Here is a 17,326-nt window from a genome sequence, read left to right as displayed (position 1 = left end):
TTGCGGCCCGCCCGCCGGGGGGGTTCCCGCGGGGGGGGCGGGCGGGGCCCCCCCCGGCGCGGCCCCGGGGGGGGGGGGGGCGGGGGGGGCGGCGCTCGGGGGCGGCGCCGCCGGCGCCGGCGGCGCGCCGTCGGCAGGCGGTGTTGCGGGGACCGCACCCGGCGTTGCGGGCACAGTCGTGGCTGGCGGATCACCGGCCGGCGCTGCAGGCGCAGGTGCGGCCGGCGGCGGCGTGGTCAGTGCTGCGACGGATTCGCCCTCTCCGATGCCGCCTTGCCCTGAAGCGGGGCCGGGATCGACCTCACCGCCCTCAGGTGTCAGCCGCTGGGTGAACTTTGTGCCCTCGGCATCGGCTGGAGCCGCTGCGGCCGGGGCCCTTGCCGCAGCATCGGCAGCCGGCCGCTCGGCCGGGCTCGGCTTCACCAGCGGTTCTACGGTTGCGACCGTCGTGCTGTTGAGACCCAGCATGTTGCTGAACGCGTCCTTGTTCAGCCAGATGCCGTAGCCGCCGCCCGCGATGACGAGCAAGGCGACGACAGCGGCGATCAGCCCGCCATAGCTGCGCCTGCGCTCGGCAGGATGCTGAAAAGTGTCCGGCGCCGGCTCCTCGTCGTTGGGGAAGACATCGTCTCTAAAGCTATCGCTGCCCTCGTACGCCGCTGGAAGATCCGCGTCCGAAGGCTCCGCATCGGTGTCCTCTGGAGGCGGTTTTTGCCAATTCAGCCCGGCTTTGGCGGCAGGTGCCGGCTGCCATTCCGGCTCGGTCTTGGCCGGTTGCCATGCCGGCTCGGCCTTTGCCGGCTGGCGGACATGGCTGGGTTGGTTCTTGTTGCGGTCGATGGAGGAGAAGATGTCTTCCAGCTCCGACAGCGGATCGGATGCCGGCGCAGGCTTGGCGTAGCTCTGCTCGACGCTGGCGATGGCATCTTCCAGAGTGCGCTTATGCTGGGCAACGACCGACGGCGCCAGCGGCGGTATGTTCTTCGCAAGCTTGTCCGCGATTGTCGAACGGGCCTTGTCATAGACCCTGGCGCGTATCTCCGGCGTCGGATTTCCAAGGCCGTCGAGCGTCTTTTTCAGGGCACCAACAAAATCTGCCATGCTTCAGTCGACCTGCATTTCGTTTCTGGGCCGGCCCCCGCAAATCGGCCGCGATGCCCGGAACAGCTTGGAATCTAGTCTTGAAACGGATCGGTCACAAGTATTGTGTCGTCCCGTTCAGGGCTGGTGGAAAGGAGTGCGACCGGCGCGCCGATCAGTTCCTCGATGTGACGGACATATTTGACTGCCTGGGCCGGCAGATCGTTCCAGCTTCTGGCGCCGGCGCTGGTGCCTTTCCAGCCCTCCAGCGTCTCGTAGACCGGTTCGACGCGCGCCTGCGCACCCTGGCTGGCCGGCAGATAGTCGATCGCCTCGCCATCGAGGCGGTAGCCGGTGCAGACCTTGATCTCGTCCAGCCCGTCGAGCACGTCGAGCTTGGTCAGGGCGATGCCCTTGATGCCGTTTACGGCGACGGCTTGGCGAACCAGCACGGCATCGAACCAGCCGCAGCGGCGCTTGCGGCCGGTGACGACGCCGAACTCGTGGCCGCGCGTGCCCAGGAACTCGCCGATCTCGTTCTTCTGTTCGGTCGGGAACGGACCTTCGCCGACACGCGTCGTATAGGCCTTGGTGATGCCGAGCACATAACCGATGGCACCCGGGCCGACGCCGGATCCGGCGGCCGCTTGACCGGCTACCGTGTTGGACGAAGTGACGAACGGATAGGTGCCGTGGTCGATGTCGAGCAGCGTACCCTGCGCGCCCTCGAACAGGATGCGTTCGCCGGCGCGGCGCTTGTCGTCGAGGATCTTCCAGACGCGGTCCATATAGGGCAGGATCTCGTCGGCGACCGAAATCAGCTCACTCATGATTGCGTCATGCGTGACTTCGGCGTGGCCGAGCCCGCGGCGCAGCGCATTGTGATGCGTCAGCAGCCTGTCGACCTTCAAGGGCAGCGTTTCCAAATCCGCCAAATCCATCACCCTGACCGCGCGCCGGCCCACCTTATCTTCATAAGCGGGGCCGATGCCGCGACGGGTCGTGCCGATTTTCGTTCCCGAATTGGAGGCGGCGTCTTCGCGGAATCCGTCCAGCTCCCGGTGCAAGGACAGGATAAGCGCGGTGTTTTCGGCTATTTTCAGGCGCTCCGGCGTGACCTCGACGCCTTGCGCCTTCAATTTCGTCACCTCGGCTACGAAGGCATGCGGATCGAAGACGACGCCATTGCCGATGATGGACAGCTTGCCTTGCCGCACCACGCCGGACGGCAGCAGCGACAGCTTGTAGACCTTGCCGTCGACGACCAGCGTATGGCCGGCATTGTGGCCGCCCTGGAAGCGCACGACGACGTCGGCGCGTTCCGACAGCCAGTCAACGATCTTGCCTTTGCCCTCGTCGCCCCATTGCGAGCCGACGACCACCACATTGGCCATGTTTCTTATCCCTTGAGGCGCCGCTCCGAGCGGCTTGAATGGTTCGAAACGACAGGCTTCTATCGCATCGGCCAGAAAATCGGAATCGATTTTCGGAAAGCACGACGCGAACGTTCAAAGCCTTGAGACCCGTACTTTTGCGCGTCCAGGTGGACGTACGTCGTTCTATAACGTCAACACCCGGCGAGCGCGACCATTCTTTGCCGCCGAAAGCGCCCTCAGGCACAACAATTTTCGCCTTTGACATCATTTACTTGGGCGAACCACCACAATAATGCATGTCGCGCAAAAGTGCGCAGCGGTTTTGCGATAACGACCTGCATAAAAACAAGAACCTGAAGCGCGTCGCATCTGCTTCGTTCAGACGCGACGCGCTTTAGGTCGGCAATGACCCTGCCCACCCCGGCTGGAATTTCGCGATGCATCGAACCGCCTATCTGTTCCTGCTGTCCACCACCTTGCTGTGGGGCGGCAACTCCGTGGCCGGCAAACTGGCAGTCGACCATATTTCGCCGATGACGCTGGTCTTCCTGCGCTGGGTTCTGGCCGTTCTGATCTTACTGCCGATCGGCTGGAGAACGCTGCGCGAGGACTGGCCGGTGGTGCGCAGGCATTGGTTGCTGCTTGGCGGGCTCGGCGCTTGCGGCTTCACCTTTTTCAACGCGATCTTCTACACGGCGCTCAACTACACGACGGCGATCAACGTCTCGATCGAGCAGGCGGCAATCCCGGTCGTCATCATCCTCGCCAATTTCGTGCTGTTTCGCCTGCGTGTGAACCGGGTGCAGATCGCCGGCGTCGCGCTGACGATCATCGGCGTCGCCCTGACCGCCAGCCACGGCGATCTGCGCCAGCTCCTCAAGCTGGATCTTAACTTCGGTGACGCCATCATGCTGATCGCGGTGCTTTGCTACAGCTTCTACTCGGTCGGACTGCGGCTGAAGCCGGCGATACGCTGGCAAAGCCTGATGCTGGCGCTGTCGATTGCCGCACTCGTCACCTCGCTACCTTTCTTGCTGTGGGAGGTGGCTGCCGGCAAGATCATCGTCCCCGATGCGCGCGGCTGGGCGATAGCGTTCTACACTGCGATCGGCGCTTCGGTCGTCTCGCAGATTTTTTATATCAGGGGCAACGAACTGATCGGCGCCAACCGGGCCGGCCTGTTCATCAACCTGGTGCCGATCTTCGGCACGCTGCTGTCGGTGCTGATCGTCGGTGAGACATTCCAGCTCTATCAGGGCGTGGCCCTCGTGCTGGTGCTCGGCGGCATCAGCCTGGCCGAATACAGCGGACGGAAAATGGCGATTTGACAGCCGGAAACCTGTGACGGGCCGTGAAAGAACTCTGTCGATATTTCGACGCCATTGTCGAAACGCCCCGTGGGCTTACAAAGCCCGCGGGGCGCTCGCGCATGATTCAGGCGACGCCGACGTCGAAATGCAGCCGCTTGGCGGAGTCGATCGACTTGTGCGCCCGCACCTGTTCCAGCACCTTCTCCGGGAACGGCGCATCGAGATAGAGCAGCGCGATGGCATCGCCGCCAGGCCGGTTGCGGCCGAGCTGGAAGTTGGCGATGTTGACGCCGTTCTCGCCACAGACCGTGCCGAGCAGGCCGATGATGCCGGGCGCATCGGCATTGGTCGTGTACAGCATGTGCTGACCGACCTCGGCGTCGAGGTTGATGCCCTTGATCTGGATGAAGCGCGGCTTGCCGTCCGAGAAGCAGGTGCCGGCGATCGCACGCGTCTTGTGCTCGGTCTTGACCGTCAGCTTGATATAGCCGTCGAACACGCCCGATTTGTCGCGCTTGACCTCGGCGACGATGATGCCGCGCTCCTTGACCATGATCGGCGCCGAAACCATGTTGACGTCGGAGACCTGCGGCCGGATCAGCCCGGCAAGTGTGGCGCTGATCAGCGCGCGCGTGTTCATCGTCGCGGTCGAGCCGTCGAACAGGATCTCGACCTCCTTGATCGGATCCTCGGTGACCTGGCCGACAAAGGCGCCGAGCACTTCGGCCAGCTTGACGAAGGGTTTTAGGCGCGGCGCTTCCTCGGCGGTGATCGACGGCATGTTGATGGCGTTGGAAACGGCGCCCTTGATCAGGTAGTCGGCCATCTGCTCGGCGACCTGCAGAGCGACGTTCTCCTGCGCCTCCATCGTCGATGCGCCGAGATGCGGCGTCGCCACCACATTCTCCATGCCGAACAGCTCGCTTTTCTCCGCCGGCTCGACCTCGAACACGTCGATGCCGGCGCCTGCCACCTTGCCGCTTTTCAACGCCGCGATCAGGTCGGCCTCGACGATCAGCCCGCCACGGGCGCAGTTGATGATGCGCACGCCGGTCTTCATTTTGGCGATCGCCGAAGCGTCGATGATGTTGCGCGTCTTGTCGGTCAAGGGCGTGTGCAGGGTGATGAAATTGGCGCGGGCGAACAGCTCGTCGAGTTCCACCTTCTCGACGCCGAGCTCCTCGGCGCGACTGTCCGACAGGAACGGATCGAAGGCGATGACGTGCATCTTCAGGCCAACGCCGCGCGTAGCAACGATCGAGCCGATATTGCCGCAGCCGATGATGCCCAGCGTCTTGCCGGTGATCTCGGTGCCCATGAAGCGGTTCTTTTCCCACTTGCCGGCATGGGTCGAGGCATTGGCTTCCGGTATCTGTCGGGCCAGCGCGAAGATCATGGCGACGGCATGCTCGGCGGTGGTGATCGAATTGCCGAAGGGCGTGTTCATCACGATGATGCCCTTGCGGCTCGCCGCCGGGATGTCGACATTGTCGACGCCGATGCCGGCGCGGCCGACCACCTTGAGCCTTGTGGCGGCGTCGATCAGCTTTTCGGTGACTTTGGTCGCCGAACGGATGGCGAGGCCGTCATACTGGCCGATCACTTCGAGCAGCTTTTCCTTGTCCTTGCCGAGATCGGGCAGGTAGTCGACCTCGATGCCGCGATCCCTGAAGATCTGCACGGCAGTGGTGGAGAGTTTGTCTGAGACGAGAACGCGGGGCATGGGCTTCATCCTTTGCGATTGGCGCCCCTCCCCTGACGGGAGGGTCGGCGCGAAGCGCCGGGGTGGGGTCGTTGCGGCCGGACGCGGCCAAAATCTTTTCTTCCTGCAATGCGGATCGTTGAGTTGGTGGAGGCGCCCCCACCCGGCCCTTCCGGCCACCCTTCGCTCGAGGATCAGGCGGCCGCCTTGAGCGACGCCTTTTGCGCGGCAAAGGCCCAGTCGAGCCACGGCAGCAGCGCTTCGAGGTCGGAAGTCTCGACGGTCGCGCCGCACCAGATGCGCAGGCCCGGCGGCGCATCGCGATAGGCGCCGATATCGTAGGCGACGCCTTCCTTGTCGAGCGCCGAGACGATGCCCTTGGCGAACGCCGCTTGTCCGTCGGCATCGAGCGCGGCGACGTCCGGGTCGGTGAAGGAAAGACAGACAGACGTGTTCGACCGCGTCGCCGGGTCGGTGGCCAGATGGCCGAGCCATGCGGATTTACCGACGAAACCGTCGATAATGGCGGCGTTGGCGTCGGCGCGGGCAATCAATGCGTCGAGACCGCCGATCGACTTCGCCCAACGCAGCGCGTCGAGATAGTCCTCGACGCACAGCATCGACGGCGTGTTGATGGTTTCGCCCTTAAAAATGCCTTCGATGAGCTTGCCGCCCGAGGTGAGGCGAAAGATTTTCGGCAGCGGCCAGGCAGGCTTGTAGCTTTCCAGCCGCTCGACGGCGCGCGGGCTGAGGATCAGCATGCCATGCGCACCTTCGCCGCCCAGCACCTTCTGCCAGGAGAAGGTGACGACGTCGAGCTTGCCAAAATCGAGCTCTTGCGCAAAGGCCGCCGACGTGGCGTCGCAGATGGTCAGGCCCTTGCGGGCGGCTGGGATGAAATCGCCGTTCGGCACGCGCACGCCTGAGGTCGTGCCGTTCCAGGTGAAGACCACGTCGCGGTCGAAGTCGATTTTTGTCAGATCCGGCAACGCACCGTAGCCGGCTTCGATCCTGCGCACGTCGGCGAGCTTCAGCTGCTTGATCACATCGGTGACCCAGCCGGAACCGAAACTCTCCCAGGCGACCATGTCGACGCCGCGTTCGCCGAGCAGCGACCACAGCGCCATCTCGACCGCGCCGGTGTCCGACGCCGGCACGATGCCGATGCGATAATCCGCCGGAATTTGGAGAATTTCCCGCGTCAGCTCGATCGCCTGTTCGAGCTTGGTCTTGCCGATCTTGGCGCGGTGCGAGCGTCCGAGCGCGGCATTGGCCAGCGCCTCGACTGACCAGCCGGGGCGTTTTGCACAGGGACCTGAGGAAAAATTGGGATTTGCCGGGCGCAGTCCGGGCTTCGTATGGATCGTCATCGTGGTCTATCCTTCCAGATAGTGGCCCCTCGTTGGGGAGGGGTGGCCCACAGACGGCGATATGCGTTCAGGCTTCCGGCGTCAAGAGGAAAGTTTTTGTCGCTGACGGGATACTACCGCGTCCTCACCGAAAAACAGAACGGCGGACCAAAGTCCGCCGCTGGCATTCCCAAGGCTTTCGCCGTGCCTACCAGAGATCGTAGCGCAGCCCGACCTTGATCTGATGGGAGTCGATCCCTTTGCGGATTGGAGAGTCATCCAAGTCAGCCAGGGTGGCATATTCGGCATCCGGCGCCGACAGGTACTGGTAGCCTAAATCAACCGAGATGTTCTTGGAAACCTGGTACGCAACACCGGCATTTAGTGAATAAGCAAAAGAATACTGCGTTTTGTCGTCACGCAGATCGAAGTTGCTTGCCGGGTTTAGAGCGTTGACAAAGCTCGCCGAAAAGCTGCGTTTGCTTCGATAAAGGCCGACGCCTGCGCCGACATAGGGCGTGAAGCCGACATAGGTTCCCAAGTCGACATAGCCGTTTACCATCCCTGTCCAGGCGGAGTTTTCCACATTCGCGGAAGCAGCAACAATTCCGTTGTTAAATCTGACGTCAATCTTGTTGCCGGGCAGATAGCCGAGATTCACTTCGGCTCGAAGGTAGTCGTTTAGATGATAACCGAAGCCGATACTGGCAAAAACCGGATCCTCGCTCTCCTCATAGCTTGCCGGCGTGAAAGCGAAGTCCACATTCCTGTAGCTCTCTTCCGGCAGATAGGCGACATCGCCACGCAGATACCAGCCCGAACCGACTTCGACCGGCACATAGTCCGGCGCCTGGTCGACATAGATCGGCGGATCGTAGTCGGCGCCAAGCGCCCGCGACAACGGCGTCAGGGCGATTGCTGCAAGCGCCAGTGCTATGCGCGATTTGACTGTCATGATCCCCGGCTCCCGAAGGTGGCGCCATTCGCGATCGCGAGCGCCGTTTCAGGGCATTGTTAACCATAGTGGTTAAGTGGCGGTTAAGGATAACAAGGCGTTAGCGAATTGATTTTGATGCGCGTTGCCGCCACAACGAAAAAACCGCCCGGCTTTTGCCGGGCGGTCCGCAAACCTGCTCTCGAAGCGATTACTTGGTGTAAACCGGTTCGGGTTCGTAGGCGATCGGCTCCGGCTGGGCACAGTCCGAGTTGCCGAACTGGTAGCGCAGGCCGCCGCGCACTTCGTGCACATTGATGCCCTTGTCACGGCCGGGACCGACATTGCTGTCTGAAGCGTAGTCGAACATCTTGCCGCCCTCGATATGGCTGAAGCGGTAGCCGAGATCGAGCTTGACGCGATCGGTCAGGCAGTAGGAGGCGCCCGCCATGGCCGCATAGGCAAAGCGCCAGCCCTTGCCGCCATGATGCTCGAACTCGCCGTCGATGTCATTGTTGTGCAGCGTGTCCCATTTGACCCAGGCGCCGCCGATGCCGGCGCCGACATAAGGCGTGACGCCGTGCCAGGTGCCGATATCGACATAGGCATTGGCGAGCAGCAGCAGCGCCGTATAGGACGAGTGGTCGGTCGAAGTGCAGGGCGTCTGATTAACGCCGCAGAAGCCGCTGGTCGAGCCGCGGAAATCGGATTTGCTCAACCAGTCCGCGGTCAGGTCGGTGCGGAAGTGCCGGTTGATCTGGTAGCCGACGCCGGCGCCGGCCGAGAAGGCGCCATCCAGCTCGCCGCTGTCGAAGCGGCCGGGATTCTGCGGCGCGACCGCGCTATAAGTGATGTAGTCGCCGCCGCGGAACTTCGACCAGTGGTAGTCGATGTCGCCGCGAATGTACCAGCCGCCATATTCGACCGGCTGCTCGTAGACGGGCGGCGGCGGGGCCGGCTCGACCACGGGCGGCTCGACGAAGTCGGCGGCGAACACTGGTCCGGCCACGCCCGCGAGCAGCGCGGCAAAGAGGCCCATTCTTGCTGTATTGAACATGCTTGTCACCCCTGAGAACCCTCGGCACAGCGAACGCGTCCGAATCTGATTGGTTTCAGTCGTGGATAATGAATTGGAAAAGTTAAAAGCCGTTTAACCCTATCGCTTAACCATGAATCTCTAAATCTTTCAGGATTTTCGCGTTGTCCGCCAACGATTTGGCGTGCGGACACACGAAAAAGCCCGCCGGAGGGCGGGCTTTTCACCTGGCAAAAACTGGGATCAGGCGGCGCTGCGGGTTTCCGAAATGACCTCGACAATGTCGTTGACCACGGCCTCGACCAGTTGCTGATCGTCGCCTTCCGCCATGACGCGGATGAGCGGTTCCGTGCCGGACGGCCGGATGACCAGGCGGCCAGCCTGGCCCAGGCGGTGGCGTCCATCTTCGATCGCCGCCTTGACCAAAGCTTCCTCGAGCGGCTTGCCGCCGGAAATATGAACGTTCTTCAGCAATTGCGGCACCGGCGCGAACTTCTTCGACAATTCGCTGACCGGTCGGTTCTGCCGCTTGATGCAGGCGAGCACCTGAAGCGCCGAGACGAGGCCGTCGCCGGTGGTGGAAAAATCGGACAGCACGATGTGGCCCGACTGTTCGCCGCCGACATTCAGGCCGTGCGCACGCATGTGCTCGACGACATAGCGGTCGCCGACCTTGGTGCGGTGCAACTGCAGGTTCATGTCGCCGAGGAAGCGTTCGAGGCCGAGATTGGACATCACCGTCGAGACGACGCCACCGCCGGCCAGCCGTCCGCTCTGATGCCAGGACTCGGCAATCAGCGCCATGATCTGGTCGCCATCGACGATCGCGCCGTTCTCGTCGACGATGACGACGCGGTCGGCGTCGCCGTCGAGCGCGATGCCGATATCGGCGCGCACTTCATGCACCTTCTTCTGCAGGCCGGCCGGATGGGTCGAGCCACACTCCTTGTTGATGTTGAAGCCGTTGGGCTCGACGTTGATGGCGACAACTTCGGCGCCAAGTTCCCACAGCGCCTCGGGCGCCACCTTGTAGGCGGCGCCATTGGCGCAATCGACGACGATGCGGAGGCCCGACAGCGACATCGACCGCGGCAGCGTGCGCTTGGCAAATTCGATATAGCGGTCATGAACGCCGTCGACGCGCTTGGCGCGGCCGAGCCCGTCCGAGTCGGCGAGCGCCAGTTCGATATCCTTGTCGAGCATGCCCTCGATGCGCTCCTCGATCTCGTCGGAAAGCTTGTAGCCATCGGGACCGAACAGCTTGATGCCGTTGTCGTAGTAAGGATTGTGCGAGGCCGAGATCATCACGCCGATGTCGGCGCGCAATGAGCGCACCAGCATGGCGACCGCGGGCGTCGGAATCGGGCCGAGCAGGAACACATCCATGCCGGCGGCGCACAGGCCCGACACCATCGCATTCTCGATCATGTAGCCGGAAAGTCTGGTGTCCTTGCCGAGCACGACGCGGTGACGATGGTTGCCGCGCTGGAACGAAAGGCCGGCGGCCATGCCGACCCTCATGGCGATCTCCGCCGTCATTGGGAATCTGTTGGCGCGGCCGCGAATGCCGTCCGTTCCGAAATAACTTCCTGCCATGCTAGTCAGCTTCCCGATGGTTCATTGCCGGCACGTCATGCCACACATTGGCCCGAGCCCTATCATCACAATTCATGATTATAGGGCACCATTCCTTAGAAAACTGTTGTCTTGTGTGTTTTGTGTCACGTCAGTGCTGTGATTTTGCCTGCCCTGGTTGCAGCAGCAGCGTTCAGGGACTTCAGACCGCATCCGGATTCTTTCAAGTGTCAGTCGATAGGCATTGAATTCGGAACCCACAAATCGTGTTGCTCTGGACCAGGCAGTCAGGTCCGCCGCACTGGCCGACCCGCTCGGCCCGTCATGCGAGGCAGTTCCCGGAGAGTGGTCCGCTCTATACAAGTTTTCCGTGCATATGCGCCCAGGAAATTGCCTGGGGGCAGGAGCTGGCAACGAGTTCATCCAAAATAATGCACTTTCCGAAGGGTTTTACGCCATTTGGCCTCTGGCGCAACCATTCGTTGAGTGCTATTGCTTGCTTGGTACATAACGTGAACATCAGAGGGAGAAGACACATGCTCATCCATCGACTTGCAACTTTGACGGGTCTTGCCGTCGTGACTTTATTCCTGGCAGCGCCCGCCAATGCGCTGACCATGGCTGAATGCAGCACCAAGTATAACGCGGCAAAGGACGCCGGAACACTTGGCGGGCAGAACTGGAACCAGTTCCGCAAGGCAGAATGCGCCACCGTCGCCGCCGCAACCGACGCCACGCCAGCCAAGGCGAACAGCACCAGCGCTGCAACGCCCGATGCGGCCGCCGCAGCGACGACCAAGGCAGCGGCAACTGCCAATGCAGGCAGCGGCCTCAGCAGGGCGGAGTGCGGCGCCAAATATCGGGCGGCCAAGGCCGGCAACACGCTGAACGGCATGAAGTGGAACGACTTCCGCATGAGCCAGTGCGGTGCCAGTGCCTTCGACGACGACACCAAGCCGGCAGCCGATCAGGCAAGCCTCACCAGCCAGCCGAAAAAGCCGACCGTGACCGCTCCCCAGGGAGTGACGTTTCCGAAGGCGATCTCGGACAAATATAGCAGCGAAACTCCGGCCAAGGCCCGCATGTACACCTGCCGCGACCAATACCACGCCAACAAGGGTGCCGGGACGCTGGGCGGCCTCAAATGGATCCAGACCGGTGGCGGCTTCTACAGCCTGTGCAATGCCGCGCTGAAGAGCTGATCGGCATCAACATTCGAAGATAGCAAGGCCCGCGAACCGCAAGCTTCGCGGGCCTTTTTGTTGGCCGACTTTCCAAGAGGCTACCTGCGTTGCGAGGAGCAGCATCGACTCTGCCAATCCCCCCGTCGTGGGCCGTCGTGGGGGAGATGCCCGGCATGGCAGAGGGGACGCGAAGGATCGCTAACCTTCCCATTATTCGCCTCGCTGATTGGGATTAGTTAGCGTGGGCATGGCTGCGCTACGTTGCCAGGTCGGCGGGACAGCGCCCCCCTCTGTCCTGCCGGACATCTCCCCCACAAGTGGGGAGATTAGCCGCCATGCCGGCTTTCGCCAATCGCCAACTGCGCGTGCAAGGCCGCGGACAACTCCGGCAGCCCTCTCCAACTTCAAACAGAAACGCCGCGGTCCAGGCCGCGGCGTTTTCGAAATCAATCTTCTGAGCCGAGCCCTAGCTTGACGGCTGAGGCTCCATGCCGCCTTCGGGCTCCGGGCCCTTCTTGCGGCGGCTGCCGGACTTCGGCACGGCCGAGCCGCGGCTCGGCGGCGTGTCGTCGCCGAGATCGCGTGCCGGCTTGTGGCCGGCGATCAACTGCTTGATCTCGTCGCCGGACAGCGTCTCATATTCCAAAAGCCCCTCCGCCAGCGCGATCCATTCCTTTTTCTTCTTGGTCAGGATGGATTTGGCCGTCGAATAGGCCTCGTCGATCAGCCGGCGCACTTCGGCGTCGATGATCTGCGCCGTCTCTTCCGATACGTTCTGCGTGCGCGCCACCGAATGGCCGAGGAACACTTCCTCCTGGTTGTCGCCATAAGCGACGTGGCCAAGCTTGTCGGAAAAACCCCAGCGCGTGACCATGGCGCGCGCCAGCTTGGTTGCCTGCTCGATGTCCGAGGAGGCGCCCGAGGTGATGTTCTCCTTGCCGAACTTGAACTCCTCGGCGACTCGGCCACCCATCATGATGGCGAGGCGCGAGATCATGTATTTGTAGCTCATCGAATAGCGGTCGCCTTCCGGCAACTGCATGACCATGCCAAGCGCCCGGCCGCGCGGGATGATGGTCGCCTTGTGCAGCGGATCGGCCGACGGCACGTTCAGCGCCAGGATGGCGTGACCGGCCTCGTGATAGGCGGTGAGTTCCTTCTCGGCCTGGGTCATCGCCGACGAGCGGCGCTCGGCGCCCATCATGATCTTGTCCTTGGCGTCCTCGAACTCGGCCATGGTGACAAGGCGCTTGTTGCGCCGCGCCGCCATCAGGGCGGATTCGTTGACGAGGTTCATCAGGTCGGCTCCGGAAAAGCCCGGCGTGCCGCGTGCGATCACCTTGAGGTCGACATTGGGGGCCAGCGGCACGTTGCGCACATGCACCTTCAGGATCTTCTCGCGGCCGACGATGTCGGGGTTCGGCACCACCACCTGGCGGTCGAAACGGCCGGGCCTGAGCAGCGCCGGATCGAGCACGTCCGGCCGGTTGGTGGCAGCGATCAGGATGATGCTTTCGTTGGATTCGAAGCCGTCCATTTCGACCAGCAACTGGTTCAGCGTCTGCTCGCGCTCGTCGTTGCCGCCGCCGAGGCCGGCGCCGCGATGGCGGCCGACCGCGTCGATTTCGTCGATAAAGATGATGCAGGGCGCATTCTTCTTGGCCTGGTCGAACATGTCGCGGACGCGGCTGGCGCCAACGCCGACGAACATCTCGACAAAGTCCGAGCCGGAAATGGTGAAGAACGGCACGTTGGCCTCACCGGCGACCGAACGGGCAAGCAGCGTCTTGCCGGTCCCGGGAGGGCCGACGAGCAGCACGCCGCGCGGAATCTTGCCGCCAAGCCGCTGGAACTTCTGCGGATCACGCAGGAATTCGACAATCTCTTCCAAATCCTGCTTGGCTTCGTCAACGCCGGCGACATCCTGGAAGGTGACGCGGCCATGCGCTTCAGTCAAAAGCTTGGCCTTCGACTTGCCGAAGCCCATGGCGCGGCCGGAGCCGGACTGCATCTGGCGCATGAAGAATATCCAGACGCCAAGGATGAGGATCATCGGCAGCCAGGAGATGAGATAGCTGAACAGCGAATTGGAACCGTCGGATTCGGGGCGCGCGTTGATGGTGACGTTCTTGTCCTGCAACCTCGAAACCAGCGACGGATCACCCGGCGAATAGGTCTGGAAGCCGGTAGATGTGTCGGTATAGGTGCCCGAGATGCGGGCGCCCGCGATGGTCACCGTCTTGACCCGGCCGGCCGCGACATCCTGCAGGAACTGCGAATAGGGGACGTCACTCGCTGCTCCGCGCGTCTGCGGCGTCTGGAACAGATTGAAGAGAGCGATGAGCAGGACCGCTATGATCGCCCAGAGCGCGAGATTGCGATAATTCGGATTCATCAATTGTCCCGTTGGTGTCCGCCAGCGGACACGCGTCGTGAGAGGAAACTTGGGTCTAACATAGGGATGGCGCCCTTCCTTGCCAAGCAGAACAGCATGTCGCGGTTAAGCTTTCGCCCATGATCAACCGGCAGTGTGGCCGCCGAAAGGCGGGGCAGGAAGTCGCGGCGCGCCGATCAGCGCGGCAACACTTCCGGCCGGCGCCAGGTCGAAGGACGGCAGGAAGCGGGCAAAGGGCGCGACGACCGGGCATACCGCCATTCCCGGCAACATCGGGCTGTCGCCTGGATGTTCGCTTGCGCGCCACAGCACCGGCTCGGCCGCCAGAGCCGCGCGGACAAGGCTCGGCGGCGTGCCATTTTCGGCAATTGCCTGTCTTGCGGCACGCGCCGCGCCGAGCGGCGCGATCAAAAATTCACCCGGTCTGTCCGCCAATGTGATCCTCCGGCGACCGTCCCAGAGGGCATTGTTCACGGCAGACGCAGCGGGCGGCAGGTTGCGGGTTTCGCGACGCAGAAAAATGCCGGCACGCCGCGCATCGACCACCGTCCGCGACAATGTGGCGCAAAACGGGGTAGCGAAAAATGAGGTTGTGCCAGGTGGTCCGGGCCTCAGCCGGTTGAGCAGCGCCTCGCTGCGAGCCTGCTCGGGCAGAAAGGCAACGCCGCCGACAGTCGCCAGCAGGACGCGCAGCGCGTAGACGGCCGCCGCCTCGTCGACGGCTGTCGCAAAGCCCGGATCGAGACGGATAAGGCCGGCTGCGGGCCTGCTGGCAAAGCCACGGATCAGCGCGGCGGCGCGATGGCCAAGCTGCTCGCGCTCCACCGCAGCCCGCGCGGCCAGCGTCAACGCGTCTTCCCGCGCACCATTGCGGTCGGCAAGCGCTGCGCGGATACGTGGCCGCTCGAAAGCCTCGTCTTCATTAGTCGGGTCTTCGGTCCAGCCGACATTCGCGCGCCGCAGGACTTCGCGCAGCGCAGCACGCCGTGTGCCGAGAAGCGGCCGTGCGATCCAGATCCGCCAGTCATAGAGGGTGGCCGGTGCCATGCCGGCCAGACCTCGCTCTGGCTCTCGCGCTCCCTCCTGGCGAGCTTGCCGCATCAGCACGGTCTCCGCTTGGTCGTCGGCTGTGTGGCCTGTCAGGATAAGGCCGATACCTTCCGCCTGCGCCGCCTCGCCCAGCAGCCGGTAGCGTGCCTCTCGCGCGGCAGCCGGCAGGCCGGTCGACGGCTTGCGTTCGGACCAGACCAGGATGCGGTGGGCAATGCCGCGCCCGGCGCAAAGCCTGGCCACGGCCTGTGCTTCCGCTGCCGAGCCCGGCCGCAGACCGTGATCGATGGTCACAGCCAGCAATTTCGTTGCCGGCGCGGTACGGTCGAGGTGATCTTTGAGGAGAAGGAGGAGGGCGGTCGAGTCGCTGCCACCGGACACGGCCGCAACAGCGCCGCTGGTAAAGTCGATCTGCGAAAAAACCGAACGGTCAGGCTCGGTTTCGGGCGTCAATGCATGTCGCCCAAAAGTGGCCCCGGATCTGGGACAACAAGTCTTGGGGCAACGACATGCAGGAGAAAAACTAGCACGCCGCGAGCGCCCTTTCCTGCTTGACGCGTTCCTTGAGCGCGCCGGAAACGTTCGGATAGCGCTTGCCGATCTCGCCGAAAGTGGCGCAGGCCACGTCGCGCTGGTTCAATCCGACCAGCGACACACCGAGCTTCAGCAGCATGTCGGGAGCCTTCTTGGCCTTCGGATAGTCCTTGCTGGCGGCGAGGAACGTCTCGGCCGCGTCGCGGTACTTCTGCTGGCCGAGCAGCGACTCACCCAGCCAGTAATGCGCGTCCGCCGTCTTGGCGTCCTTGGGGAAGCGGGCGATGTGGTCGCGAAAACCCTGTTCGGCAGTGCCGTAGTCGCCCGACAGGATGAACTGATAGGAATTGCGGTAAAGCTCCTCCGGGTCGTCGGTGGCGGGCAGCGCCGCGACCACCGTATCGTCGGACTTGCCGGCCTGCGTGCCAGCGGCCTGGTCGCCGGGGACAGGGGCGGTGTTCTGCGCCGGTGCATGTGCCTGCGTGTTGCCCTCGATCACATTGCCGTTCTTGTCGACGGTGATGGTGCCGAACGTCTTCGGCGGCGTGCCCGGGATCACCGCGCCGGGTTCGCCTGTCGGTGATTCGACGATCACCTCCTGGCCGCCGGCGGGCGGTGTGCCCGCATCGGCCGGCGCATGCGTCGCCGGAGCCTCGGCGACGCTGCTGTCGGTGTTGGTGGTGGCGTCCGACTTCTTCTGCTCGCGTGGCTGCTGCGCGCCTTGTGAGCCGCCTTCCAGCTGCTGGAAACGGAACTCGTTGTCTTCCTGCTGCTTGCGGATCTGCTCCTGCATCTGCAGCACCTGGAAGTTGAGCTCCTCGATCTTGCCGTTCATTTGCCGGAGCTGTTCCTCCAGCCCCGTTGTGCCGGTGCCATCCTGCGCAAATTGCACCTGATCCGGTTTCTTTTTTTCACCGAAAATGCCGAGCGTCGGCAGGCGGAAGGAAAAACCGCTTTTTTCTGTGCCTTGCTCATTGCCTACTGCCGGGGCAGCGACGCTTGATACGAGCAGCAACGCAAGCGTGCCGCTCAAGACCGATCTGAAATGCATGTGCCTCTCGCCGTGGATTGTTTGCCTGTTGCATGCCTTCCGATCGGAGTGGACCGTCAGGCGCCTCGGCTATTACCAAGGACGCAGGACTTCGGCCAAATTTTGTTTCAAGTCCCACATCCGGGCGCCGGACATGAAAAAGGCGGCCGCAGCCGCCTTTCACACGTAGGTGTTGCATTTCTGCCGATCGGAAAATTGCCGATCAGGAACCGGCGCCGCTGATCGTGGTGACGGCGCGGCGGTTCTGCGACCAGCAGGAAATGTCGTCGCAAACCGCGACTGGACGCTCCTTGCCGTAGGAAATGGTCTTCAGGCGCTGGGCGGAAACACCCCTGGCGACGAGGAAGTCGCGGGTGGCGGCGGCACGGCGGGCGCCAAGCGCCAGATTGTATTCGCGCGTGCCGCGCTCGTCGGCATGGCCTTCGATGACGATGGCATACTGCCTGTACTGGTTCAGCCATTGCGCCTGGCGCGAAAGCGTCGTCTGCGCGTCGGCGCGGATCGAGGACGAATCCGTGTCGAAGAAGATGCGGTCGCCGATGTTGACGGTAAAATCCTGGGCCGATCCGGGCGTTGCCGCCCCGGCGCCGCTGAGACCGAGATCGGCGGCGCTGTTCAGGTTCTTCTTCGAGGCGCAGCCGGCGATGGCGAGCAATGCCACCAGCGCGATCATCGCCGGGTTTCTGGTAAGTGCTGCGATACGGCCCATGCCGCCTCTCCTTCGCAATTCGAGTGATTTCGTTGATCGTC

The 17,326-nt window shown here is 63.1% G+C and carries 12 protein-coding genes and 1 pseudogene; 2 read left to right on the top strand and 11 right to left on the bottom strand.

The features are described from left to right. Together AC0L17_RS26730 and AC0L17_RS26725 are read right to left on the bottom strand one after the other, a co-directional pair. A pseudogene (locus AC0L17_RS26730) lies at positions 1-1,101 on the bottom strand (hypothetical protein); the annotation flags it as partial. 74 nt (positions 1,102-1,175) lie between these two features. Next, positions 1,176-2,474 carry an adenylosuccinate synthase gene (locus AC0L17_RS26725; RefSeq protein ID WP_473518004.1) on the bottom strand — a complete coding sequence of 433 codons (1,299 nt, stop codon included), beginning with the start codon at positions 2,472-2,474 and terminating at the stop codon, positions 1,176-1,178. A 419-nt stretch (positions 2,475-2,893) separates the two neighbouring features. On the opposite strand from AC0L17_RS26725, the gene AC0L17_RS26720 reads away from it, so the two are divergent. After that, on the top strand, positions 2,894-3,784 hold the full coding sequence (locus AC0L17_RS26720) for a DMT family transporter (RefSeq protein WP_473518003.1): 891 nt from the start codon (positions 2,894-2,896) through the stop codon (positions 3,782-3,784). A 106-nt stretch (positions 3,785-3,890) separates the two neighbouring features. On the opposite strand, the gene serA is transcribed toward AC0L17_RS26720, so the two are convergent. The 5 genes from serA to glmM all read right to left on the bottom strand — a co-directional run bounded on the left by serA (position 3,891) and on the right by glmM (position 10,383). Next, entirely contained in the window at positions 3,891-5,489 is a 1,599-nt protein-coding gene (gene serA, locus AC0L17_RS26715) for a phosphoglycerate dehydrogenase (protein ID WP_473518002.1), read from the bottom strand. 173 nt (positions 5,490-5,662) lie between these two features. After that, positions 5,663-6,838: a phosphoserine transaminase gene (locus AC0L17_RS26710; RefSeq protein WP_473518001.1), complete on the bottom strand. Its 1,176-nt coding sequence runs from the start codon at positions 6,836-6,838 to the stop codon at positions 5,663-5,665. A 187-nt stretch (positions 6,839-7,025) separates the two neighbouring features. Next, positions 7,026-7,772: an outer membrane protein gene (locus AC0L17_RS26705; protein WP_473518000.1), complete on the bottom strand. Its 747-nt coding sequence runs from the start codon at positions 7,770-7,772 to the stop codon at positions 7,026-7,028. 190 nt (positions 7,773-7,962) lie between these two features. After that, positions 7,963-8,808 carry an outer membrane protein gene (locus AC0L17_RS26700; protein WP_473517999.1) on the bottom strand — a complete coding sequence of 282 codons (846 nt, stop codon included), beginning with the start codon at positions 8,806-8,808 and terminating at the stop codon, positions 7,963-7,965. 222 nt (positions 8,809-9,030) lie between these two features. Continuing rightward, positions 9,031-10,383, bottom strand: a complete 1,353-nt coding sequence (gene glmM, locus AC0L17_RS26695) for a phosphoglucosamine mutase (protein ID WP_091593398.1) — start codon at positions 10,381-10,383, stop codon at positions 9,031-9,033. A 515-nt stretch (positions 10,384-10,898) separates the two neighbouring features. Between glmM and AC0L17_RS26690 the strand changes: the two genes are divergently transcribed. Beyond that, positions 10,899-11,564: a hypothetical protein gene (locus AC0L17_RS26690; protein ID WP_473517998.1), complete on the top strand. Its 666-nt coding sequence runs from the start codon at positions 10,899-10,901 to the stop codon at positions 11,562-11,564. A 448-nt stretch (positions 11,565-12,012) separates the two neighbouring features. Here the strand turns inward: AC0L17_RS26690 and ftsH are convergent, their stop codons facing one another. The 4 genes from ftsH to pal form a co-directional block, all read right to left on the bottom strand. After that, on the bottom strand, positions 12,013-13,941 hold the full coding sequence (ftsH, locus tag AC0L17_RS26685) for an ATP-dependent zinc metalloprotease FtsH (protein WP_091593402.1): 1,929 nt from the start codon (positions 13,939-13,941) through the stop codon (positions 12,013-12,015). 123 nt (positions 13,942-14,064) lie between these two features. Then, on the bottom strand, positions 14,065-15,444 hold the full coding sequence (tilS, locus tag AC0L17_RS26680) for a tRNA lysidine(34) synthetase TilS (protein ID WP_473517997.1): 1,380 nt from the start codon (positions 15,442-15,444) through the stop codon (positions 14,065-14,067). Positions 15,445-15,514: 70 nt separating this feature from the next. Beyond that, positions 15,515-16,576, bottom strand: coding sequence for a tol-pal system protein YbgF (gene ybgF, locus AC0L17_RS26675; protein ID WP_473517996.1), 1,062 nt, complete (start codon positions 16,574-16,576; stop codon positions 15,515-15,517). Between the two features lie 202 nt (positions 16,577-16,778). Continuing rightward, positions 16,779-17,285, bottom strand: a complete 507-nt coding sequence (gene pal, locus AC0L17_RS26670; RefSeq protein WP_027152911.1) for a peptidoglycan-associated lipoprotein Pal — start codon at positions 17,283-17,285, stop codon at positions 16,779-16,781. Between the last annotated feature and the right edge of the window lie 41 nt (positions 17,286-17,326).

The sequence above is a fragment of the Mesorhizobium sp. WSM4829 genome (assembly GCF_055811475.1).
This window is presented reverse-complemented; position numbering and strand designations above follow the sequence as displayed.